Genomic DNA, 21,641 nt, shown 5'->3' on the forward strand with positions numbered 1-21,641 from the left:
ATAATTGTGGAGCCAAGCATGAGGATGCCTATCGAACTGGTGCGCCAGCTCACCGAAGAACAGATTGCCTTTGTCCAGCGCAGCGGGCTCAAGGCCGAAGTGCTGGAAGTCGGCCACGTGCGCCTGCGCATGCCGCTGGCGGGTAACCAGAACCATATCGGCAGCATGTACGCCGGCGCGCTGTTCACCCTGGCAGAAATTCCCGGCGGTGCGCTGTTCCTCACCAGCTTCGATGCCCAGCGCTTTTACCCCATCATCAAGGAAATGAACCTGCGCTTTCGCCGCCCGTCAACCGGCGATATTCGAGTCGAGGCACACCTTGCAGCAGAGGAAATCCAGCAGCTGCAAAAACAGGCAACAGAACTGGGCAAAGCCGAGTATGTTTTACAGTTGCAGCTAACCGATGAGAGTGGTGAAGTAGTGGCCGAGAGTCGCGGCCTTTACCAATTGCGCGCACGCTGACACCTGACCTTGCCCTAGGTCAAAAGTCCAGCTATGACTCGAGGTCACAATAAATGTGCCGACATGCATCGGCAGGAGAACGCCGACCATGCCCAGCCACATCCTTATTGCCCACGACCTGCGCGACACCGCCGACATGGCGCTGTGCCGCGCCACCCAGCTGGCCAAGCAATTCAACGCCAAACTGACCATCCTGCATGTGCTCGACCCGAGCAAAAGTAGCCAAGAACATGAGCAGGCTAAGCAGGCGCTGGACCGCAGCCTGACCCAATACGCTCCACCCGGCAGCCAACTGCTGATCCGCACCGGCATCAAACCGTCGGAAGTGGTGCTGCAACAGCTTAATGAGCTGGGTTGCGACTTGCTGGTACTCGGCGGCCATCACCAGCGCCACGACTTCTTCTCCGGCACCAGCCTCGACCGCATTGCCCGCAACTGCCCGGTGCCACTGCTGCTGGTAGCGCGTAATGATTTCAAGCCATACCAGCGTGCACTGGCGGCCATCGATTTCTCACTCTGCGCTTGCAGCGCCCTCGGCCAGGCCTACCGTCTGCTGCCGGAAACGGCCGAACTGCACGCCCTGCACGTCTTCGAGCCAGACAAGGGCACGCCCAAGCAGGTTGAAGCGCAACTGAACACGCAAAAAGCCCTGATCAACCAGTTGCTGGAAGATGAAGCGCAGAACCTACCGGAGAAAGGCCCGACCTTGACCCACTCGGTGGAACAAGGCGGCATCCTGCGCTGCCTGCAAGCACGCCTGAAGAGCACCAACACCGAACTGCTGGTACTCGGCAGCCACGGCCGCAGCGCACTGTCGCAAGCATTGCTCGGCAGCCTTGCGCAGCACTTCCTGCACAAGGCGCCCTGCGACATCTACGTCGTCAGGTAGGTTTTCTTCGCACAACAAAAAAGCTGCCTAGGCAGCTTTTTTGTTATCCAGACTCAACTCAGTCAGCACTGTTGAGCAGGTCATGCAGCTCGACAAACTGCTGAGTCAACTTGTGGTTGCGGTCCAGGTAGATCAGCGGCGTGCAGGCCTGGTGCGATTCGCGCATCTTCACCGAACTCATCAGGTTGACCGGCAGCACCGGCAGCCCCTCGGCAATCAGCTCATCGAGCAGCTGCTGCGGCAGGCTGGCGCGCGGCTGGAACTGGTTGACCACAATGCCTTCTACTTCCAGGCCCTCGTTGTGGTCTTCCTTAAGCTCTTCGATTTCGCGCAGCAGGCCATACAGCGCCTGGCGCGAGAAGCTGTCGCAGTCAAACGGAATCAACACGCGGTCAGCGGCGATCAACGCGGAGACGGTGTAGAAATTCAGCGCAGGTGGGGTATCGAGGTAGATGCGCTCGTAGTCTTCACTGAGGTCTTCGAGCAGTTTGCGCAGCTTGTTGATCTTGTGTTTCTGCTCAAGCTTCGGCTGCAGGTCGGCCAACTCGGCGGTGGCGGTGACCACATGCAGGTTGTCGAACGGCGTCTCGTAGATATCCACGCTGCCTTTCTTGCCGAACGGCGCCGATGACAGCGTGCCTTTAAAGAACTCGGCAATGCCCATGGGGATGTCCTCACCGGTCAGGCCGGTGAGGTAATGGGTCGAATTGGCCTGGGCGTCCAGGTCGATCAGCAGCGTGCGATAGCCCTGGGAAGCACTGACCGCGGCCAGGTTGCAGGCAATACTGGACTTCCCCACACCGCCCTTCTGATTGAAGATCACGCGCCGCATGAAATACCCCCTGAATCCCGCATAAACCCCGAAATGGTCCCGGATTCTATGCAAACTACGTGACAAGGGCGAGATTTTCGGCAAAACCCCGCCGCCTCCGGTCAGAACAGTAGGCCATAGATTTGCGCACGGCCCGTACGGTCTGGATAATGCCAGCACTTCGCCATGCCTGCTGCCAAGCCCTCCGCTGGTTGCGGCTGGCGGCAGCCGACATGGATGCCCACCGCGTGACACATTTCAGGATCGAACAATGGCGTGCCTGGGCTCCTGGCCTGGACAGCACGGCTGACTGGTGCGCCTGGCATCAGGCACCGTCGCGCCTGGTGGATGCGGGCCAGCAACCGGATGTCAGCGCGCTGCCGGCCATGCAGCGCCGCCGCCTGAGCCGCCTGGCGCGGATGGCCTTCCACGTTGCCTGGCCGCTGGCCGAAGCGCACCCGCAATTACCGATGGTGTTCGCCAGCCGGCATGGCGAAACCCCGCGCACTCTGACCATTCTCAGTGATCTGGCGCACAACGAGCCGCTGTCGCCGACCCAGTTCAGCCTCTCGGTGCACAACGCGATCATCGGTCTATGGTCGATACAGCGCGGCGATCACAGCGAAATGACGGCCATTGCAGGCGCCGGCGACGGCCTGGAAAACGCCATATTGGAAGCCTGCGGCATGCTCCACGACGGCGCACCAGCAGTGCTAGTAGTGATTGCCGAAGAAACTCCGCCCGAGCTTTACGCGCCATTTATCGACGACGTCCCGTTCCCCTATGCCGTTGGCCTGCTGCTGACGCCGGGCGATGACTGGCAGCTGCACCTGAGCCGGGGCGACGGCGCCGGCAGCGAATGGCCCCACGCTCTCAACCTGGTCCGCGCCCTGTGCAGCGACCAGCCGACCCTGCAGCACCACTGGAAGAGCCGACAATGGACCTGGTCACGCAACAAGGCCTGAGCCGTTACAGCCCGCCCTATGTCTGGCGGCTGGTGGCCACGGCCCTGAGTTTCAGCCTGTTCGGCATCGGCGGTGTGCTGCTGCGCGTGCTGATCTTCCCCCTGCTGGCCCTGCTGCCAGGCGATGCCCTGAACCGGCGCACCCGCGCCCGCGCGGTGGTGAGCAAAACCTTCTACCTGTTCGTGCGCTTTATGTACCGCAGCGGCGTACTGACCTACGAAGTCGAAGGCATCGAACGCCTCGGTCAACCGGGACAAATGGTCATCGCCAACCACCCCTCGCTGATCGATGTGGTGGTACTGATCGCCTTTATTCGTGATGCCAACTGCGTGGTCAAACAAACCCTGTGGGACAACCCGAGCATGCGCGGCCCCTTGCGCGCGGCCCACTTCATCAGCAACAGCGGCAGCATGGACATGCTCGACGAAGCCGCCGGCGCCCTGCAAAGCGGCCAGACTCTGGTGATATTCCCCGAAGGCACGCGCACCACGCCGGGGCAAGCCCCGGAGTTTCACCGTGGTGCAGCGGCCATCGCGATTCGTGGCGCACGCATCGTTACCCCAGTGGTGATCAGCGTAAGCCCCACCACACTGACCAAAGCCGAGCCCTGGTACAGCATTCCGTCGCGCCGTTTTCACATTCGCCTACGCGTAGGCGAGGATATTGACCCACAGCAGTTCAATGCCATGGGGGCGCCGCCGATAGCCTCGCGCAAACTAAACGATTTTCTGCACCAACACTTTATGAAGGAGCTCGCCAAAGATGAGCGATTTACAGCTGGAAATTAAGAACCTGATTATCGATGCCCTGGGCCTTGAAGACATGGCGGCCGAAGACATTGCCGCCGACCTGACGCTGTTCGGTGAAGGCCTCGGCCTGGACTCGGTCGACGCCCTGGAGCTCGGCCTGGCGATCCAGAAGCGCTTTGGCATCAAGATCGACGCTGAAGCCAAAGACACCCGCAAGCACTTTGCCAACGTAGCCAGCCTGGCGGCATTCGTGTCATCGCAACAGACCGCCTGAGGGAGCCGCCGATGCAAACCCGTGAAGAGATTTTCGACACCCTGCGTGACGCACTGGTCGAGCTGTTCGAGTTGGACGCCGAACGTATTACGCCGCAAGCCAACCTCTATCAGGACCTGGAGATCGATAGCATCGATGCCGTGGACCTGATCGACCACATCAAGCGCCAGACCGGCAAGAAGCTTGCGGCCGAAGAGTTCAAGGCGGTGCGCACGGTCGGTGACGTGGTCGAGGCGGTGCTGCAGCTGGTTAACGCTCCAGCCAGCGAATAATGAGTCGTCTATTTGGCCTGCTCCTGCTGCTGGCCGGACTGCTCTACCCCTTTGCCGTGTACTACGGCATGGAGCACTTGTCGCCACGCCTGTTCGCCCTGCTGCTTGGCGGCCTGTGGCTGGCCCGCGCGCTCAGCCAACGGGGCAAGCCGGGCAACCGCTGGATGACCGCGGTGGCCCTGGGCTTTTGCCTGCTTCTGGGCCTGGCTGGTGAGCCTGAGCTGCTGCGCTGGTACCCGGTGCTGCTTAACGGCCTGCTGCTGGCGCTGTTCGGCCTTAGCCTGAAGTTCGGCCCACCGCTGATCGAGCGCCTGGCGCGCCTGACCGAGCCGCAGTTGCCGGAAGTTGCCGTGCGCTATACGCGGACTGTTACCCAGGTCTGGGCCGGGTTCTTCCTGGCCAACGGTCTGGTGGTGGTGGCGCTGAATATCTGGGCACCGCTGAGCTGGTGGACGCTGTATACCGGGCTGATTGCCTACGGCCTGATGGGCCTGCTGTTTGCGGGTGAGTGGCTGGTGCGCCAGCGTGTTAGGAGACATGAATGAACTGGCTGTCCCTCGAGCACCTGCTGCTCGACGCCCACCCCGGTCGCGCAGTAAGCGCGGACCTGGATCACCCCCAGCTGCGCCAGCATGCCCTGCAATTGGCGGCTGAGCTGCAAGGCCGTGGCGTAAAACGCCTGGCGCTGTACCTCGACGATGCCGGTGAACTGGCCATCGCCCTGCTGGCCGCCTGGCGCGCCGGGATTGCCGTACTGCTGCCGGCTGATGCCCAGCCGCAAACCCGCCAGCGCATGGCCAGTCAGTGCGACCTATGGCTGAATAGCCTCGACGACCTGCTTACCCAGGACGGTGCGACCCTGCCGGCCGCGCCACTCGATCTCGACCAATGTCAGCTGACCCTGTGCACCTCCGGCTCCAGCGGCGAAGCCAAGCTGATCGACAAATCCCTGCGCCAGCTGGCCAATGAAGTGACCGCCCTGGAACAGCTGTGGGGCGCGCAACTGGGCCAGGCGACCATTCTCGGCAGCGTCGCCACTCAGCATATCTACGGCCTGCTGTTTCGCGTGTTGTGGCCACTCTGCGCCGGCCGCGTATTCCTGCGCCGCGCCCAGCCGTTCCCCGAAGACTTGCAGCGCGAAAGCCTGGCAACCGGCACTGCTTTCGCCTGGGTGGCCAGCCCGGCATTGTTGAAACGTATGGGCGACAACCTGGACTGGGAAGCCCTGAGTGCGGTGTGCCAAGTGTTTTCCTCAGGCGGCGCGCTGCCAAGTGAAACCGCCACCGAGTTGCACACGCTGCTTGGCCAATGGCCCACGGAAATCTACGGCAGCTCGGAAACCGGCGGTATCGCCTGGCGTCAGGGCGGCGAACTGTGGACGCCGTTTGCCGGCATCGAATTGGGACAAAACGCCGAAGGTGCGCTGCACCTGACCTCGCCGTATTTGCCTGCCGGCCACCGCGAGCAGACCGCCGATGCGGTGGAACTGCAGGCCGATGGCCGCTTTGCCCTGCGCGGCCGCCTGGATCGGATTATCAAACTGGAAGAAAAGCGTATCTCCCTGCCCATGCTCGAACAGGCACTGAGCAGCCACGCATGGCTCAGCGATGCGCGCCTCGGCGTATTGCAGGAAGGCCGTGCCTACCTCGGCGCCCTAGTAGCCTTGAGCCCAGCCGGCCTGCATGCGCTGCGCAATGAAGGGCGCAAGACCGTCACCGAAACCCTGCGTCGCCACCTGGCCGGTCATTGCGAAGCCATCGCCCTGCCCCGCCGTTGGCGCCTGCTCGCGCAGCTGCCCTATAACAGTCAGGGCAAGCTGGCCCAGGCCACCGTCGAAGCAATGCTGGCCGAGCCACGGCCAACCCAGGTGGAACCACTGTCGGCCGTGGAGCAGGACGGTGAATGGCAATTGGAGCTGGTGGTGCCGCTGGACCTGGCGCACTTCAGCGGTCACTTCCCGAAAACGCCAGTACTGCCAGGCGTGGTGCAAGTCGATTGGGCGCAGCAACTGGCGCGTCAGTTGATCAAGGACCTGCCACCACGCTTCAGCGGCATGGAAGTGCTGAAATTTCAGCAACTGGTGCGCCCGGGAGATCGCTTACAGCTGAGCCTGCGTTTCGACGCCGCGCGCGGCAAGCTGTACTTCGCCTTCCGCAACGGCGAGGCCGCCTGTTCCTCCGGACGGATTCTGCTGGGGGCCGCCAGTGTCTAAAGAACCCCTGGAAAGCGTTGGCGAGGCAGCCAGCGCAAGGCAAGAGCAGGCGAAGAAGCGGAGTTTACAAGCGCTAAATGAGCATTCTGAGCCTGCTCTTAACGCAGCGATGGCAACGCAGGTAGCTTTCCATAAGCCCTGCGCGGTGATCCCTGTGTATAACCACGAACACGCGCTGCCCGTGGTGGTCGCCGCGCTGCACGCGGCCGGCCTGCCCTGCGTGCTGGTGGACGATGCCTCCAGCCCAGCCTGCGCGGCGGTGATAGATCAGCTGGCCGTTCAGCCTGACACCCACCTGGTGCGGCTGGCGGTGAATCAGGGCAAGGGCGGCGCGGTAATGGCCGGCCTGCGTGAAGCGGCGCGACTGGGTTTCAGTCATGCGCTGCAGGTGGATGCTGACGGCCAGCATGACCTCAGTGATCTGCCGCGCTTCATCGACGCCTCGCAAGCCGCTCCTGCGGCGCTGATCTGCGGTTACCCGCAGTACGACGAGAGCGTGCCAAAAGGCCGCCTCTACGCGCGCTACCTGACCCACGTCTGGGTGTGGATCAACACCCTGTCGCTAAGCATCCGCGACTCCATGTGCGGCTTTCGCGTGTACCCGCTGCCGGCCACCTTGGCACTGATTGATTCGGTAACCCTGGGCAAGCGCATGGACTTTGACACCGAAGTACTGGTACGCCTGGCCTGGCGCAATCAGCCGATGCAGTGGTTGCCGACCCAGGTGCACTACCCGCTGGACGGCCTCTCGCACTTTCGCCTGTGGCTCGACAACGCGCTGATCTCGAAGATGCACGCCAAGCTGTTCTTCGGCATGTTGCTGCGCGCCCCGCAGATCCTCTGGCACAGGTGGCGCGGATGAGCCAGCCACACTGGGCCGGGCAACGTGAGCGCGGCAGCTTTATCCTGATGAAATTCACCGCTTGGCTGGCGCGCCTGCTCGGCCGCCGGCTGATCAGCCCGCTGCTGTACCTGATCGTGCTGTATTTCTACCTGTTCGGCGCCGAAGCGCGACGCAGCATTTATCAATACCAGCGCAACCTGGCCACCTGGAGCGGACGCCGCGAACTGCAGCCCAGCCGCCTGTCGGTGCTGCGCCACTTCATGAGTTTCACCGACACCCTGCTGGACAAGCTCGACGTGTGGAACGGCAAGCTCGGCCTGGAACAGGTGACCCTGATCGACCCAAGCAACGCCTGCACCCAGCTGCGCCAGGAAGGCCGTGGACAAATGCTGGTGGCCGCACACCTGGGCAACCTCGAAGTCTGCCGCGCCCTGGCCGAACTCGGCGAGCAGGTGACGATGAACGTGTTGGTGCACACCAAACATGCCGAACAGTTCAACCGCCTGCTCGGTGAGGCCGGGGCCACGCACTTGCGGCTGATTCAGGTCAGCGAGCTGGATGCGGCAATCATGCTGCAATTGTCCGAACGCCTGGAGCGCGGCGAATGGCTGGCAATTGCCGGTGACCGCGTACCGCTCACCGGGAGCCGCACAGTTAACGTGAACTTCCTCGGCAAGCCCGCCGCGTTCCCACAAGGCCCGTGGCTGCTGGCCGGGCTGCTGCAATGCCCAGTCAATCTGATTCACTGCCTGAAAATCGATAACCGTTACCAGGTGATCATTGAGCCCTTCGCCGAGCGCCTGCAGTGGAAGCGCAGCGAGCGGGACGCGGTGATCCGCCACTGGACCCAGCGCTACGCCGACCAGCTCGCGCAACGCTGTCTGGATGCGCCCCTGCAATGGTTCAATTTCTACCCGTTCTGGAATGAAGATGACGACACATCAGCCTGATCCCATCGTGTTTGGCGAGCGCCCCCTGAGCATCGAACAGGTTGTCGCCCTGGCCAGCCGCAGCGCACCGGCGCAGCTGCAAAGCGATGCCGCCTACCGCGAAAAAATCGCCAAGGGCGCGCGTTTCCTCGACAGCCTGCTGGACAAGGAAGGCGTGATTTACGGCGTCACCACCGGCTACGGCGACTCCTGCGTAGTGGCCGTGCCGCTGCACCAAGTCGAAGCGTTGCCGCGTCACCTCTACACCTTCCACGGCTGTGGCCTCGGCAAGCTGCTCGATGAGCCTGCCACCCGTGCCGTACTGGCCGCGCGTTTGCAGTCGCTGTGTCAGGGCGTTTCCGGCGTGCGCGTGGAGCTGCTCGAACGCCTGCAGGCGTTTCTCGAATTTGATGTGCTGCCGCTGATTCCGGAAGAAGGCTCGGTGGGCGCCAGCGGCGATCTGACGCCGCTGTCCTATGTCGCCGCCACCCTCAGCGGTGAACGCGAAGTGATGTTTAAAGGTGAGCGCCGCAGCGCCGCCGATGTGCATAAGGAACTCGGCTGGACGCCGCTGACCCTGCGCCCGAAAGAAGCCCTGGCGCTGATGAACGGCACCGCCGTGATGACCGCCCTGGCCTGCCAGGCCTATTCGCGCGCCGATTACCTGCTCAAGCTGGCCACCCGTATCACCGCACTCAACGTGGTGGCGCTGGAGGGCAATCCGGAACACTTCGACGAGCGCCTGTTCGCCGCCAAGCCGCATCCGGGGCAGATGCAGGTCGCCGCCTGGCTGCGCCAGGACCTGGCCATCGACGCGCCGACCGCGCCACTGCACCGCTTGCAGGATCGCTACTCGCTGCGCTGTGCGCCGCACGTGCTCGGTGTGCTGGCCGATAGCCTGGGTCTGCTGCGCCAGTTCATCGAGATCGAACTGAACAGCGCTAACGACAACCCACTGATCGACGCCGAAGCCGAGCGCGTGCTGCACGGCGGGCACTTCTACGGCGGGCATATCGCTTTCGCCATGGACAGCTTGAAAAACCTGGTGGGCAACGTCGCCGACCTGCTTGATCGCCAGCTCGCCCTGCTGGTCGACACCCGCTACAACCACGGCCTGCCGAGCAATCTGTCCGGCGCGCCAAGCGTCAGCGCGATGATCAACCACGGCTTCAAGGCCGTGCAGATCGGCACCAGCGCCTGGACCGCCGAAGCGCTGAAAAACACCATGCCGGCCAGCGTGTTCTCCCGCTCCACCGAGTGCCACAACCAGGACAAGGTGAGCATGGGCACCATCGCCGCCCGCGACGCCCTGCGCAGCCTGGAGCTGACCGAGCAGGTCGCCGCCGCCACCTTGCTGGCCGCCAACCAAGGCGTGTGGCTGCGCCAGCGCGACGGCAAGAACGACATCCCCGCGCCGATCGCCGCCATGCGTGAACAGCTGGCTGTGGACTTCCATCCGGTGATCGAAGACCGCGCCCTGGAAGCCGAGCTGCGCCTGTGCCTGGTGCGCATCCGCGCGCAGCATTGGAGGCTCTATGCGTAGCAAAGGCGTATTGCAGGCGGAAATCGAACTGCAGGTGCCGTTCTTCGACGTCGACATGATGGAAGTGGTCTGGCATGGCCACTACGTCAAATACTTCGAAGAAGCGCGCTGCGCCCTGCTCGACAAGCTCGGCCACAACTACATACAGATGCGTGCCGCCGGCTACGCCTGGCCGGTGATCGACCTGCAGCTGCGCTATATCCGTGGCGCGCAGTTTGGTCAGAAGATCATCGTGCGCGCCGATCTGGTGGAATGGGAAAACCGTCTGAAGATCAACTACCTGATCACCGATGCCGCAACCGGCGAGCGCATGACCCGTGGCAGCAGCGTGCAGGTGGCGGTGGAAATCGCCACCCGCGAGATGCAGTTCGCTTCGCCCAAGGTGCTGATCGACGCCGTTGCACAGGTGCTGGCGTGAAACGCCTGCTGGCAGGCCTCGGCTTCTGGCTGCTGAGCCAGAGTGCGCTGGCCTTCGACCTCGACCAGCTCAGCGCCCAGCTGGCCAAGCCTGCTGTGGTGCGCGGCCCGCTGATTCAGGAAAAGCACCTGCGCGCCCTGCCGCAGCCACTGACCAGTCGCGGTCAGTTTGTGTTGAGCCGTGACCTCGGCCTGCTCTGGCAGCTGCAAAGCCCGCTTAAGCAGGATTACCGCATCGACGGCCAGGGCATCGCCAAACGCACGCCCAGCGGCTGGCAACAGCAGCCCGGCCAGGATGTCGCCGCGCAACAGAGCCGGCTGTTTCTCGCCGTACTCAAAGGTGACCACAGTGGCCTGGCGCGGGATTTCGAGCTGCAGTTGAGCGGCACGACCGAGGCCTGGCAACTGCGCCTGGTACCGAACTCGGTGCTGCTCAAGCAGATTTTCAGCCGCATCCAGATTGACGGCGGCGCGCTGGTGCAACGCATCGAGCTGCATGAAACCCAGGGCGACCACAGCGTGCTGCGCTTACCGGAAAGCCAGGCAGGCGATGCCTTGAGCGAACAGGAGCGGCGCGACTTTGCGCAGTGAACGCTGGCTGCCGCGCGGCTTTCTGCTGCTGCTCGCCGCCCTACTGGCGCTCGCCGCGTGGCAATGGCGCAACGGCCCACCCGTAGCGGCAGATATGCTCGCGCTGTTGCCGGCCGGTAGCGGCGATGAACTGGTGCAGCAGGCCGAGCAACGTATGCAGGAGCCGCTCAACCGCGACCTGTTGCTATTGATTGGCCACCCGCAGCGCGACCAGGCGATTGCCCTGGCGCAGCAGGTGGGCGAGCAGTGGCGCGACAGCGGGCGCTTCGCCCAGGTGCAATGGAACGTCGACAGCGACCTCGCGGCACTGCGCGACTACCTGCGCAGCAACCGCCTGAGTCTGCTGCCGACGGCAGATCGCCAGCTGTTGCTGGAGCAGCCGCAACAATTGATCGAACAACGCGCCGCCCAGCTGTTCGACACCTTCGCTGGTTTCAGCCTGCTGCCCATCGAGCAGGACTGGCTGGGCCTGGGCGTACGCTCGCAGCAGGCGCTGAATCCCGGCAGCCGCATCCAGGCCGACCTGAGCAGCGGCGCACTGCTGCTGGAAGAGCCGGGCATGACCTGGGCCCTGCTGCGTGCCAGCGCCCAGGGCAGCGCCTTCGATATGCAGGAGCCGCCGCTGATAGCCGCCCAGGTCGCCGCTACCCGCACGCAGGTCGAAACAGCCGGCGGCCAACTGCTGGCGGCCGGTGGCGTGTTGTATGCGGCAGCCGGGCAGGCCAAGGCGACCCGCGAGATCAGCCTGATTGGCGGCGGCGCCACCCTCGGCACCCTGCTGTTGTTGTTGCTGGCCTTCCGCCGCGTGCGGGTGCTGGTCAGCCTGTTGCCGATTGGTATAGCGCTGTTGGCCGGCTGTACCGCCTGCGTGCTGGTGTTTGGCCAGATCAACGCCCTGACCCTGGTACTGGGCGCCAGCCTGGTCGGGGTCGCCGCCGATTATCCGCAACATTACTTAAGCAAGAGCTGGAGCAACGCCGAGGGCACAGATGGCTGGACCAGTTGGGGCGCCCTGCGCGCCACCTTGCCGGGCTTGAGCCTGAGCCTGGGCACCAACCTGATCGGCTACCTGGCGCTGGCCTTTACCCCGTTTCCGGCGCTGACCCAAGTCGCGCTGTTTTCCGCCGCCGGGCTGATTGCCGCTTATCTGTGCTCGGTATGCCTGCTGCCGGCCTGGCTACGCGGCCTGCGCCTAAGCCCATCGCCACAACTGCTGAGCCTTAGCCAACGCCTGCTGGCTGGACGGGCACGCCTGCTGGCCAAGATCGGCAGCGCACCGCTGCTGGCGTTGCTACTGCTGTTTTGTGCCGGCGGTCTGTGGCAGCTGCATACACAAAATGATCTGCGCCAATGGCTCGGCAAGGAGCCGGAATTGCTGGCCGAGGCCCAGCGTATCGCCGAGCTGACCGGGCAGCAGCCCACCAGCCAGTTCTTTCTGGTACGCGCCGCTAACCCGCAGCAGTTGCTGGAGCGCCAGGCGGCGCTGAGCCAGCGCCTGGATCAGGCGGTGCAGAACGGTCAGTTGCGTGACTACCGCGCCCTGAGCCAACTGGTCGCTCCCGACAGCCAGCTGCAGGAATTGCGCGCGGCACTGAGCGAACTGCCGCCGCACTGGCAGCCGCTGCTCGACCTGGGCATCCCGCCGGCCGCGCTGCATAACGAACTGCTGACGCTACAACAGAACAACCAGGCGAGCCTGGAACAAGCCCTGGCCAGCCCCCTGGGCGAGGCCTGGCGCCCGCTATGGCTCGGAGCCCATGCAGATGGCGTGGCCGGGCTGGTCAGCCTGCAGGGACTGAGCAACAGCAGCGAACTCAAGCCACTGGTCGAGGGTCTGCCGGGGGTGCAGCTGGTGGATCGGATCAGCGAACTCAACGCGCTGTTTAGCGCCACCCAACTTAGCGCCGCAGAATTAAAACTCATCTCCAGCGTGGCGATACTCTTGCTGCTGTGCCTGCCGTTCGGCCTCGGCGGCGCACTGCGGGTGGTCTGCCTGCCGCTGCTGGCGGCGCTGGCTGCGCTGGCCTGCCTGGGTTGGCTGGGCCAGCCACTGACGCTGTTCAGCCTGTTCGGCCTGCTGCTGATCACCGCCATCGGCGTGGATTACGCCATCCTGATGCGCGAGAACATCGGCGGGCCGGCGGTCAGCCTGCTCGGCACCCTGCTCTCGGCGCTGACCAGCTGGCTGTCGTTCGGCCTGCTGCTGATCAGCGACACCCCGGCGATTGCCAACTTCGGTCTGGCAATCAGCCTTGGCCTGCTGTTCTGCTTTCTGCTGGCACCCTGGGCCGGCACCCGGCAAAGCACAGCTAACCAGGCGCAGACGCTATGAGCATCGCACTGGCCTGGTTGGTGCTTCTCGCGCTATTTGCCCTGGTGACCTGGCTGGGCAAACGCCTGCGCCTGATTCCGATTGTCAGCCAGTTGCTGCTGGCCACCCTGGGCCTGCCGCTGCTGATGCTATGGACCACGCCGCTGGGCTTCGGCGCCCGCGAGCTGCTCGCGCCAGTGTGGCTGGAGCCCTTATATGGCATGGCCTTCTGCCTGTTGCTGGGGCATATCCTCAGTGATGTGGTTGATCTACAACTGGAGCCGGGCAGCCTGCAGATCGCCTTGCCGAGTTTCTTTGTGCCGTTCTTCTGCGGCCTGGCCTGCGCATTCTGGCTGCTGCCAGAGCAAAGCGGCCTGGCCGATATTGCCGTGGGGCTGCTGTTTGCCCTGACTGCCATTCCAGTGCTGTTTCTCTACCTGCAGCACCTCGGCTACCCGGTGGCCAAGATCCGCCAGCTGCTGCAGGCAGCAATCATCATGGATTTGCTGTGCTGGCTGATCTTCGGCCTGGCTCAGGGCAGCAGCGATCCGGCCACCCTGCTCTGGCCGCTGCTGGCCGCCAGCCTGCCACTGCTGTTGAAGCTGCTGCCGCTGCGTTCCTCGCTCCTCAATGGCAGCTGCTTTCTCGCCCTGCTGCTGTTGATGCAGCAACTGCACCTGAATGCCCTGGTGTTCGGCATCGCCTACCTGTTGCTGCTCACTGCCCTGCGCCTGCCTTTACTCCTGCCACTACCCGCCGGGGTGCTGCGCTGGCTGCAAACCTGGCTGGCAGTGCCGCTGATTCTGGCCTTTGGCCTGCTGCAGATCGACTGGCACGACGCCTGGCTGGGGTATTCTGCCTGGCAGTTTGCGGCGCTGTTGCTGCTGCCGATCATCAGCAAACTGGCCGGCAACTGGTTGGGCCTGAGCTGGGCCGCCGGACAACTGCGCGCCTATGCGGGGCAGTGGCGCGAAAGCCTGCTGTTGAATACCCGTGGCCTGACTGAAATCATCTTTCTCAATCTGCTGCTGCAACAGCAGATAATCAGCCCAGCACTGTATTTCGCCCTGATGCTCATGGGCCTGATCTCGACCCTGTTACCGGCCCTGGCCGGTGCTTACCCACACGCCGCCACGCATGAGGCCAGAAGCCGCTATGAAGTCTCTTGAAGTCGAACAACGCCAAGTCGTAGTGATAGGTGCCGGCCCGTCCGGGGCGATTGCCGGTGCGCTGCTCAAGCGCAATGGCCATGACGTGCTGGTGCTGGAGCGCCAGCGCTTCCCGCGCTTCTCAATTGGCGAGAGCCTGCTGTCGCACTGCCTGGACTTTGTTGAAGAAGCCGGGATGCTCGATGCAGTGCGTGCGGCGGGCTTCCAGACCAAGCATGGCGCGGCCTTTGGCTGGGGCGAGCGCTATACCGAATTCGATTTCCGCGACACCTTTACCCCGGGGCAGGGTTCGACCTATCAGGTGCTGCGTGCCGATTTCGACAAGCTACTGGCGGATCAGGCCGAGCTGCAGGGTGTGGAAATTCGTTATGAAGAAGAAATCTTCGCCGTTGATTTCAGCGCCGACCGCCCACGCTTGAGTGTGCGCCGATTGGCCGATGGCCATGAATACCAGGTCGAGTGCGCCTTCGTCCTCGATGGCAGCGGCTACGGCCGCGTGCTGCCGCGCCTGCTCGACCTCGACACGCCGTCGAGCTTCCCCGTACGCCAGGCAGTGTTTACTCACGTCGAAGACCGCAGCGATGGCACCGGTTTCGACCGCGAGAAGATCCTCATCACCACCCACCCGACCCTGCGCGACGTGTGGTTCTGGACCATCCCGTTCAGCAACGGCCGCTGCTCGGTCGGTGTAGTAGCCGATGCCACCCGCTATCAAGGTCGCCCGGAAGATCTCGACGCCTGCTTGAAGCAATTTATCGAAGAGACCCCCAGCCTGCACAAGGTGCTGAAAAACGCCGTGTGGGACACCCCGGCGCGTACCATTGGCGGCTACTCGGCCAACGTCAAAGCCCTGCACGGCCCAGGCTTTGCCCTGCTCGGCAATGCGGCGGAGTTCCTCGACCCGGTGTTTAGCTCCGGGGTGACCATCGCCATGCGTTCTGCGAGCATGGCCGCTGGCCTGCTGCACCGCCAACTCAGTGGCGAGACGGTAGACTGGGAGCAGGACTTTGCCATCCCACTCAAGCGCGGCGTCGACACCTTCCGCGTGTATGTCGAGGGCTGGTATGACGGCAGCTTCCAAGACGTGATCTATTACGAGAAGGCCCAGCCGGAAATCCGCCGGATGATCAGCTCGATCCTCGCGGGCTATGCCTGGGACGCGAAGAACCCCTATGTGGCAGAGCCCAAGCGCCGCCTGCGCGTCCTCGCCGAAGTCTGCGCCAGCCAATAAATAAGGATGTTTATGAACAACCCGGCCGCCACCTACGTCGAGGAAACCCGCTTCGGCTTCTGGTTCTTGCAGAGCCACGTCTGGCAGCACCATGTGCTGCGCGTGGCAATCAATGACCTGCGCGGCCTGTTCGCCGGCCCACTGCCAGAAGCACCGGTGCTGCTGGATGCCGGCTGCGGCCAGGGCAAGTCCTTCGGCCTGCTCGCCGAGGTGTTTGCGCCTGCACGGATAATCGGTCTGGATGCCGACCCGCACAGCCTCGATTGCTCGCGTGCCGAGGCGGAGCGCCTGGGCTTGGATGTGCAATTGATCGCCAGCGACTGCGCGGCCATCGACCTGCCGGATGCCAGCGTCGACCTGCTGTTCTGTCACCAGACCTTCCATCACCTGGTCGAGCAGGAACAGGCACTCGCCGAATTCTGGCGCGTGCTCAAGCCGGGCGGGCGCTTGCTGTTCGCGGAATCGACTCAGTACTACATCGACACCTGGGTGATCCGCTGGCTGTTCCGCCACCCCATGCATGTGCAGAAAAGCGCCGAAGGCTATCTGCAGATGTTGCACGGCCAGGGCTTCGCGTTCGATGCCAATAATGTCTCCTACCCCTATCTGTGGTGGAGTCGCTCCAAAGACTTCGGCTTGCTGGAGCGCTGGGGGCTGATGAAACCCAAGCCGGCCGGCCAGCGCAATGAAACCCTGGTCAATGTGGTGGCGCGCAAGCCGCTGGAGGCAACTCCGGCATGAGACGCCTCGTCCTGCTCGGCCTCGGCCTGCTACTCAGCGCCTGCGCCGCTCACACGCCGCTGCCGCTAGGCGCGCCAAGCTTTGGTGCGCCACTGCCCGCCGCGCTGCGCGTCGAACGCCAGCAAGGCGCGGATCAGCAGACCTGGTGGCTGGTGGTGCAGGCCGAACAATCGGCATTGCGCTGGTCGCTGTTCGATCCACTCGGCGTGCCCCTGGCGCGGCAGTTACTGGAGAATGGCCAGTGGCGCGCCGATGGCCTGCTGCCGCCCAATAGCGATGCCCAGGAGCTGTTCGCCGCCCTGCTGTTCGCCCTCACCCCGATCGACAAGCTGCCCGCCAGCTATGCGCCCGACACCTGGCAGCAACTGGCCGACGGTCAGCGCCGGCTTAATCCGCACTGGCTGATCGACTACCACGCGCCGCTGGATTTCACCCTGAGCCAGGGCCAGGTACTGAGTTACCGGGTCTATGCCCTCGCCGACGAAGAGATTCCCTGATGCCGGTCTACCTCAACGCACTGGGCCTTAACTGCGCCCTCGGCCAAGGCAAGCAGGCGGTGGCGACAGCGCTGTTTGCCGGCGATAGCAGCGGCATGCAGGCGCAAACCGGTTGGGTGGCCGAGCGCGCGCTGACCGTCGGCGCCGTGCCGGGCAGCCTGCCTGATTTACCCGATTTGCCGGACCATCCGCCGAGCCGCAATAACCAGCTGCTGCTGGCTGCCACGCTGGAAATCGAGCCAGAACTGCGCGCCGCTATCAGCCGTTTCGGCGCCGAGCGTATCGCCGTGGTACTCGGCACCAGCACCTCGGGCATTGAGGAAGCCAGCCAGAGCATCGCCACCTATCTCAACGAGGGCGAGTTGCCGGCGCATTATCACTATGCCCAGCAGGAGCTGGCTGAACCGGCGAATTTTCTCAGTGACTGGCTGGGTTTGAGCGGGCCGTGCTTTAGCATTTCCACCGCCTGTACCTCGGGCGCGCGGGCGCTGCTGAGCGCGCAGCGTCTGCTGAACCTCGGGGTGTGCGATGCGGTGATCTGCGGTGGCGTGGACAGCCTGTGTCGCCTGACGCTGAATGGTTTTACCGCCCTGGAAGCCGTCTCGGCGGAGCGCTGCAACCCGTTTTCCGTCAATCGCCATGGCATTAATATCGGCGAAGCGGCGGCGCTGTTCTTAATGACCAGAGAGCCGCTAAGCGGCGCAGCCCAGAGTGCTGTACCAATCACCCTGCTTGGCGGCGGCGCCGGCTCAGATGCTCACCATATTTCCGCACCGCAGCCCGATGGCCTTGGTGCCCAGGCGGCCATGCGCAAAGCACTGGCGGCGGCCGGCATCAGCGCTGATCAGGTCGATTACCTGAACCTGCATGGCACCGCTACGACCCACAACGACGCAATGGAAAGCCAGGCGGTGCAGGCCATCTTCCCCCATGGTGTGCCCTGTTCATCGAGCAAGTCCATGGTCGGCCATACCCTTGGCGCGGCTGGGGCACTGGAAGCGGCTTTCTGCTGGCTGACCCTGAGCGAATACAACCCGGATCAGCTACTCCCCCCGCATCTGTGGGATGGCCAAGCTGACCCGGCCTTGCCGGCACTGAATCTGGTCCAGCCCGGCACGCAACTGCGCAGCAGTCGCCCACGCCGACTGATGAGCAACTCCTTCGCCTTTGGCGGCAACAATATCAGCCTGCTCTTGGGTGAAGAGCACGGCGAAATGCCAGGAGAACATCCATGAGCCAATGGCCAATCGCCGAGCTGATTCCCCACGCCGCGGACATGATCCTGATCGATCAGGTGCTGCGCTTTGGCGATGAGGACATCGAAACCCAGCTGACCATCCGCAACGGCGGCCTGTTCAACCTGGAGGACGGCAGCCTGCCGGCCTGGGTTGGCATCGAGCTGATGGCGCAGAGCGTCGCCGCCTACGCAGGCTGCCAGGCGCGCCTGCGCGGCGAGCCGGTGGAGCTGGGCTTTCTGCTTGGCACGCGCAAGTACGAATGCAATGTCGAACGCTTCCCGGCCGGAGCCGAGCTGCATATCCATGCAAGCCGCTCGCTGCAGGATGACAACGGCATGGGCGTGTTCGAATGCCAGCTGCGCGGTCCCGGCATCGAGGCCTTGGCACGGCTTAACGTATTCCGGCCACCGCAGGTGGCCAGCTATCTTCAGGAAGAATTTCAGGAAACTCAGCCATGAGCGAAACAGCAGCCCTGCGCGAAACCATTCTGGTCACCGGTTCCAGCCGTGGCATCGGCCGGGCGATTGCCCTGCGCCTGGCCAAAAGCGGCTATGACATCGTGCTGCATTGCCGCGCCCGCCGCGAGGAAGCCGAAGCGGTGCAGACGCAGATCATCGAGCTGGGCCAACAGGCGCGCATCCTGCAATTCGATGTGTCCGACCGCGCCGCCTGCCGCACGGCGCTGGAGGCCGATGTCGAGCAGCACGGCGCGTATTACGGCGTGGTGTGTAACGCAGGGTTGACCCGCGACGGCGCTTTCCCAGCGCTGAGCGAGGACGACTGGGACATCGTCATGCGCACCAACCTCGACGGTTTCTATAACGTGCTGCACCCGCTGACCATGCCCATGGTGCGGCGGCGCAAGGCCGGACGCATCGTCTGCATCACCTCGGTGTCCGGGCTGATTGGCAACCGCGGCCAGGTCAACTACAGCGCCTCCAAGGCCGGCATCATCGGCGCGGCCAAGGCCTTGGCCATCGAGCTGGGCAAGCGCAAGATCACGGTCAACTGCGTCGCACCCGGGCTGATCGATACCGAAATCCTCGATGCCGATGTGCCGGTTGAGGAAATCCTCAAGATGGTCCCCGCGCAGCGCATGGGCACCCCGGAAGAAGTGGCCGGCGCGGTGAATTTTCTGATGTCCGAGGAGGCGGCCTACATTACCCGCCAGGTCCTCGCGGTGAATGGTGGGTTGTGCTGATGAGCGGATGCAAACGGGTGGTAGTCACCGGTATGGCCGGCGTGACCTCGCTGGGCAGCGACTGGCCGACGATCGAGGCGAACTTCAAGGCCGGTAAGAGCGGTATCCGCTATATGCACGAGTGGGACAGGTTCAGTGAGCTGAACACCCGCCTCGGCGGCCCGGTGGATGATTTCGTGCAACCCAAGCACTGGAACCGCAAGCAGACCCGCAGCATGGGCCGCGTCTCCAAACTGGTGGTATACGCCGCCGAACGTGCACTGGAGCATGCCGGCCTGCTCGGCGACGAACGCATTCAAGACGGTCGGATGGGCGTGGCCTGCGGCTCCTCCACCGGCAGCACCGACGAGATCAAGGCATTCGGCAATATGCTGCTCAACTCGGTGGCCGACGGCCTGAATGCCAACTCCTACATCCGTATGATGCCGCACACCACGGCGGCCAATATCAGCATCTTCTTCGGCCTCAAGGGTCGCCTGATCCCGACGTCCAGCGCGTGCACCAGCGGCAGCCAGGGCATCGGCTACGCCTATGAAGCGATCAAGTTTGGCCGCCTGCCGATGATGCTCGCCGGCGGCGCCGAGGAACTCTGCCCCACCGAAGCCATGGTCTTCGATGCGCTTTATGCCACCAGCCTGAAAAACGATGCCCCGCACACTTCGCCGCGTCCCTACGACAGCGGCCGCGATGGTCTGGTGATCGGTGAAGGCGCCGGCATTCTGGTACTCGAAGAACTGGAGCACGCCTTGGCCCGTGGTGCGACCATCCATGCAGAAATCGTCGGCTTTGGCTGCAACTCAGACGGTCAGCACGCCACTAAACCCGTACAAGCCACCATGCGCGGGGCAATGGAGCTGGCGCTGCAGGATGCCGGTTTACAACCCTCCGCCATCGGTTACGTCAACGGCCACGGCACTGCCACCGACCAGGGTGATGTCGCGGAAACCCTGGCGACCCAGGAACTGTTCGGCAGCCAGATGCCGATCAGCTCGCAGAAGAGCTACTTCGGCCACACCCTGGGCGCCTGTGGCGCGCTGGAGTCCTGGTTCAGTATCGAAATGATGAACGCAGACAGCTATGTGCCGACCCTGAATCTGGATGCGGTCGATCCGGCCTGCGGCGAACTGGACTACCTGCGCGGTGAATTCCGCCAGATGAGCCACCAGTACGTGATGAACAACAACTTCGCTTTTGGCGGAGTGAATACGTCGCTGATCTTCAAACGCTGGAGCTAAAAAGCAGCTGGATTACACTGGCTACGGCAGCAACCTCTTTTTGCGCAACCCAAAGCAGTTCCCAGAAAAACCTCATAAAAAAGGAGCGACCCATGAACGCCAAAACCTGGATTCTCGCAGCAGCCTGCATCAGCCTGTTCCCTGCCGTCAGCCAAGCGCGTGACACCACCCACTTTCTGCCATTCGAGACTGTCGTGCAGGAAGCCCTCAACGCTGGCCGCCTAGACGGCAGCGTGAAGTTCTACCTGGCTGGCAACAAACCAGCTGGCGCGGTCAGCGTGGTCAAGTCTGGCGTCACCACCAGCCAGAAGACCAACGCCTTCAACAAGAGCGATGAAGCCGCCTGCAGCTGGGCTCTGCAGTCCGCGCTGATCCGCTTCCAGAACGCGGCCAAAGCGGCCGGTGCCAATGCCGTGGTCGACCTGGCCAGTAACTACAAGAACGTCGAGTACAAGGATAGCCAGAAGTATGAGTGCCACGCTGGCGCGATCATGGCGGGCGTCGCCCTCAAAGGAAACCTGGCCAATGTTAAATAAGCCCGCACTGCACGGCCTGTTCATCGTATTGGCGTTGAGCGCCAGCCTGCCCGCACTCGCCGACGTTGACGGCCAGCAGCTGTATCGCCAGCACTGCGTCAAATGCCACGCCGAAGACGGCCGCGCCAACACCATGCGCGGCTGGCTGTACTTTGCACAGAACCTGAGCAAGGCCAAATGGCAGGACAACAACAGCGACAGCGACATCCTCGAAGCTATTCAGGACGGTCCCGGCGCCATGCCCGATTACGCCGACAAGCTCAGCGAAGCTGAGCAACTGGCGTTGGTAAGGGCCGTACGCGATCTGCGTAAGCCCTGAGAACCTGCCACGGATCTGCTGCGCGTCGGCGATACGGCGTTAAAAATGGCCCGGGACGCGGCGTCTCGGAATGCTCATTTACACCAGTGAACTCCGCTTCCTCGGCCATTTTTGCCTTGTCTCGCTCTAGCTCGCGAGATCCGAGTCAGGTTCTAAGAAACGCAGATAAAACAAAGGCCGCATGAGCGGCCTTTGTTTTGAGCAG

25 protein-coding genes are annotated in these 21,641 nt (G+C 63.4%); 24 read left to right on the forward strand and 1 reads right to left on the reverse strand.

Annotation, left to right across the window (positions count from 1 at the left end; translation table 11 throughout):
• The first annotated feature begins 18 nt into the window (after nucleotides 1-18).
• Nucleotides 19-462 carry a YiiD C-terminal domain-containing protein gene (locus HCI85_RS06400; protein WP_167143199.1) on the forward strand — a complete coding sequence of 148 codons (444 nt, stop codon included), beginning with the start codon at nucleotides 19-21 and terminating at the stop codon, nucleotides 460-462.
• A gap of 88 nt (nucleotides 463-550) precedes the next feature.
• Nucleotides 551-1,351 carry a universal stress protein gene (locus HCI85_RS06405; protein WP_160085728.1) on the forward strand — a complete coding sequence of 267 codons (801 nt, stop codon included), beginning with the start codon at nucleotides 551-553 and terminating at the stop codon, nucleotides 1,349-1,351.
• 58 nt (nucleotides 1,352-1,409) lie between these two features.
• Here HCI85_RS06405 and HCI85_RS06410 read toward each other — a convergent pair whose 3' ends face one another.
• The gene (locus HCI85_RS06410; protein ID WP_090249893.1) at nucleotides 1,410-2,183 is read right to left on the reverse strand and encodes a ParA family protein; all 774 of its coding nucleotides are present in this window, start codon (nucleotides 2,181-2,183) and stop codon (nucleotides 1,410-1,412) included.
• A gap of 227 nt (nucleotides 2,184-2,410) precedes the next feature.
• Between HCI85_RS06410 and HCI85_RS06415 the strand changes: the two genes are divergently transcribed.
• The 22 genes from HCI85_RS06415 to HCI85_RS06520 all read left to right on the forward strand — a co-directional run bounded on the left by HCI85_RS06415 (nucleotide 2,411) and on the right by HCI85_RS06520 (nucleotide 21,436).
• Nucleotides 2,411-3,127 (forward strand): beta-ketoacyl synthase chain length factor, encoded by a 717-nt coding sequence (locus HCI85_RS06415; RefSeq protein WP_167143202.1) that lies wholly within the window; start codon nucleotides 2,411-2,413, stop codon nucleotides 3,125-3,127.
• Entirely contained in the window at nucleotides 3,100-3,915 is an 816-nt protein-coding gene (locus HCI85_RS06420; protein WP_167143205.1) for a lysophospholipid acyltransferase family protein, read from the forward strand. Before HCI85_RS06415 ends, HCI85_RS06420 begins: the two co-directional genes overlap by 28 nt.
• Nucleotides 3,890-4,150 carry a phosphopantetheine-binding protein gene (locus HCI85_RS06425; protein WP_090249897.1) on the forward strand — a complete coding sequence of 87 codons (261 nt, stop codon included), beginning with the start codon at nucleotides 3,890-3,892 and terminating at the stop codon, nucleotides 4,148-4,150. Before HCI85_RS06420 ends, HCI85_RS06425 begins: the two co-directional genes overlap by 26 nt.
• 11 nt (nucleotides 4,151-4,161) lie before the next feature.
• The gene (locus HCI85_RS06430) at nucleotides 4,162-4,422 is read left to right on the forward strand and encodes an acyl carrier protein (RefSeq protein ID WP_090249899.1); all 261 of its coding nucleotides are present in this window, start codon (nucleotides 4,162-4,164) and stop codon (nucleotides 4,420-4,422) included.
• A complete protein-coding gene (locus HCI85_RS06435; RefSeq protein WP_167143207.1) occupies nucleotides 4,422-4,967 on the forward strand; it encodes a COG4648 family protein in 546 nt (181 codons plus the stop codon). Before HCI85_RS06430 ends, HCI85_RS06435 begins: the two co-directional genes overlap by 1 nt.
• Nucleotides 4,964-6,634: an acyl-CoA synthetase family protein gene (locus tag HCI85_RS06440; RefSeq protein WP_167143210.1), complete on the forward strand. Its 1,671-nt coding sequence runs from the start codon at nucleotides 4,964-4,966 to the stop codon at nucleotides 6,632-6,634. The genes HCI85_RS06435 and HCI85_RS06440 overlap by 4 nt, the downstream gene beginning before the upstream one ends.
• 109 nt (nucleotides 6,635-6,743) lie before the next feature.
• Nucleotides 6,744-7,496 (forward strand): glycosyltransferase family 2 protein, encoded by a 753-nt coding sequence (locus HCI85_RS06445; RefSeq protein WP_167143213.1) that lies wholly within the window; start codon nucleotides 6,744-6,746, stop codon nucleotides 7,494-7,496.
• A complete protein-coding gene (locus HCI85_RS06450) occupies nucleotides 7,493-8,428 on the forward strand; it encodes an LpxL/LpxP family acyltransferase (RefSeq protein ID WP_160085733.1) in 936 nt (311 codons plus the stop codon). Before HCI85_RS06445 ends, HCI85_RS06450 begins: the two co-directional genes overlap by 4 nt.
• Nucleotides 8,409-9,950, forward strand: coding sequence for an HAL/PAL/TAL family ammonia-lyase (locus HCI85_RS06455; protein ID WP_167143215.1), 1,542 nt, complete (start codon nucleotides 8,409-8,411; stop codon nucleotides 9,948-9,950). The genes HCI85_RS06450 and HCI85_RS06455 overlap by 20 nt, the downstream gene beginning before the upstream one ends.
• Nucleotides 9,943-10,368 carry an acyl-CoA thioesterase gene (locus HCI85_RS06460; RefSeq protein ID WP_167143219.1) on the forward strand — a complete coding sequence of 142 codons (426 nt, stop codon included), beginning with the start codon at nucleotides 9,943-9,945 and terminating at the stop codon, nucleotides 10,366-10,368. Before HCI85_RS06455 ends, HCI85_RS06460 begins: the two co-directional genes overlap by 8 nt.
• Nucleotides 10,365-10,958: an outer membrane lipoprotein carrier protein LolA gene (locus HCI85_RS06465; RefSeq protein WP_167143222.1), complete on the forward strand. Its 594-nt coding sequence runs from the start codon at nucleotides 10,365-10,367 to the stop codon at nucleotides 10,956-10,958. Before HCI85_RS06460 ends, HCI85_RS06465 begins: the two co-directional genes overlap by 4 nt.
• Nucleotides 10,948-13,290 carry an MMPL family transporter gene (locus HCI85_RS06470; protein ID WP_167143225.1) on the forward strand — a complete coding sequence of 781 codons (2,343 nt, stop codon included), beginning with the start codon at nucleotides 10,948-10,950 and terminating at the stop codon, nucleotides 13,288-13,290. The genes HCI85_RS06465 and HCI85_RS06470 overlap by 11 nt, the downstream gene beginning before the upstream one ends.
• Nucleotides 13,287-14,438 (forward strand): sodium:proton antiporter, encoded by a 1,152-nt coding sequence (locus HCI85_RS06475; RefSeq protein ID WP_167143228.1) that lies wholly within the window; start codon nucleotides 13,287-13,289, stop codon nucleotides 14,436-14,438. Before HCI85_RS06470 ends, HCI85_RS06475 begins: the two co-directional genes overlap by 4 nt.
• Nucleotides 14,425-15,669, forward strand: coding sequence for an NAD(P)/FAD-dependent oxidoreductase (locus HCI85_RS06480; RefSeq protein ID WP_167143231.1), 1,245 nt, complete (start codon nucleotides 14,425-14,427; stop codon nucleotides 15,667-15,669). The genes HCI85_RS06475 and HCI85_RS06480 overlap by 14 nt, the downstream gene beginning before the upstream one ends.
• A 12-nt stretch (nucleotides 15,670-15,681) precedes the next feature.
• Complete coding sequence (locus tag HCI85_RS06485) at nucleotides 15,682-16,410, forward strand: class I SAM-dependent methyltransferase (RefSeq protein WP_167143234.1); 729 nt, start codon at nucleotides 15,682-15,684, stop codon at nucleotides 16,408-16,410.
• Nucleotides 16,407-16,907, forward strand: coding sequence for a DUF3261 domain-containing protein (locus tag HCI85_RS06490; RefSeq protein ID WP_160085741.1), 501 nt, complete (start codon nucleotides 16,407-16,409; stop codon nucleotides 16,905-16,907). Before HCI85_RS06485 ends, HCI85_RS06490 begins: the two co-directional genes overlap by 4 nt.
• Nucleotides 16,907-18,142, forward strand: coding sequence for a beta-ketoacyl-[acyl-carrier-protein] synthase family protein (locus HCI85_RS06495; protein ID WP_167143237.1), 1,236 nt, complete (start codon nucleotides 16,907-16,909; stop codon nucleotides 18,140-18,142). The genes HCI85_RS06490 and HCI85_RS06495 overlap by 1 nt, the downstream gene beginning before the upstream one ends.
• Entirely contained in the window at nucleotides 18,139-18,603 is a 465-nt protein-coding gene (locus HCI85_RS06500; protein WP_167143240.1) for a hotdog family protein, read from the forward strand. The genes HCI85_RS06495 and HCI85_RS06500 overlap by 4 nt, the downstream gene beginning before the upstream one ends.
• Before the next feature lie 14 nt (nucleotides 18,604-18,617).
• Complete coding sequence (fabG, locus tag HCI85_RS06505; RefSeq protein WP_167144306.1) at nucleotides 18,618-19,346, forward strand: 3-oxoacyl-ACP reductase FabG; 729 nt, start codon at nucleotides 18,618-18,620, stop codon at nucleotides 19,344-19,346.
• Nucleotides 19,346-20,581: a beta-ketoacyl-ACP synthase gene (locus tag HCI85_RS06510; protein WP_167143243.1), complete on the forward strand. Its 1,236-nt coding sequence runs from the start codon at nucleotides 19,346-19,348 to the stop codon at nucleotides 20,579-20,581. Before fabG ends, HCI85_RS06510 begins: the two co-directional genes overlap by 1 nt.
• Nucleotides 20,582-20,673: 92 nt before the next feature.
• Nucleotides 20,674-21,117 (forward strand): excinuclease, encoded by a 444-nt coding sequence (locus HCI85_RS06515; RefSeq protein ID WP_090249943.1) that lies wholly within the window; start codon nucleotides 20,674-20,676, stop codon nucleotides 21,115-21,117.
• Complete coding sequence (locus tag HCI85_RS06520) at nucleotides 21,107-21,436, forward strand: c-type cytochrome (protein ID WP_167143246.1); 330 nt, start codon at nucleotides 21,107-21,109, stop codon at nucleotides 21,434-21,436. The genes HCI85_RS06515 and HCI85_RS06520 overlap by 11 nt, the downstream gene beginning before the upstream one ends.
• The last annotated feature ends 205 nt before the right edge of the window (nucleotides 21,437-21,641 follow it).

Source organism: Pseudomonas sp. OTU750018 (assembly GCF_011636575.1).
In the GTDB taxonomy this organism is placed as follows: domain Bacteria; phylum Pseudomonadota; class Gammaproteobacteria; order Pseudomonadales; family Pseudomonadaceae; genus Aquipseudomonas; species Aquipseudomonas peli.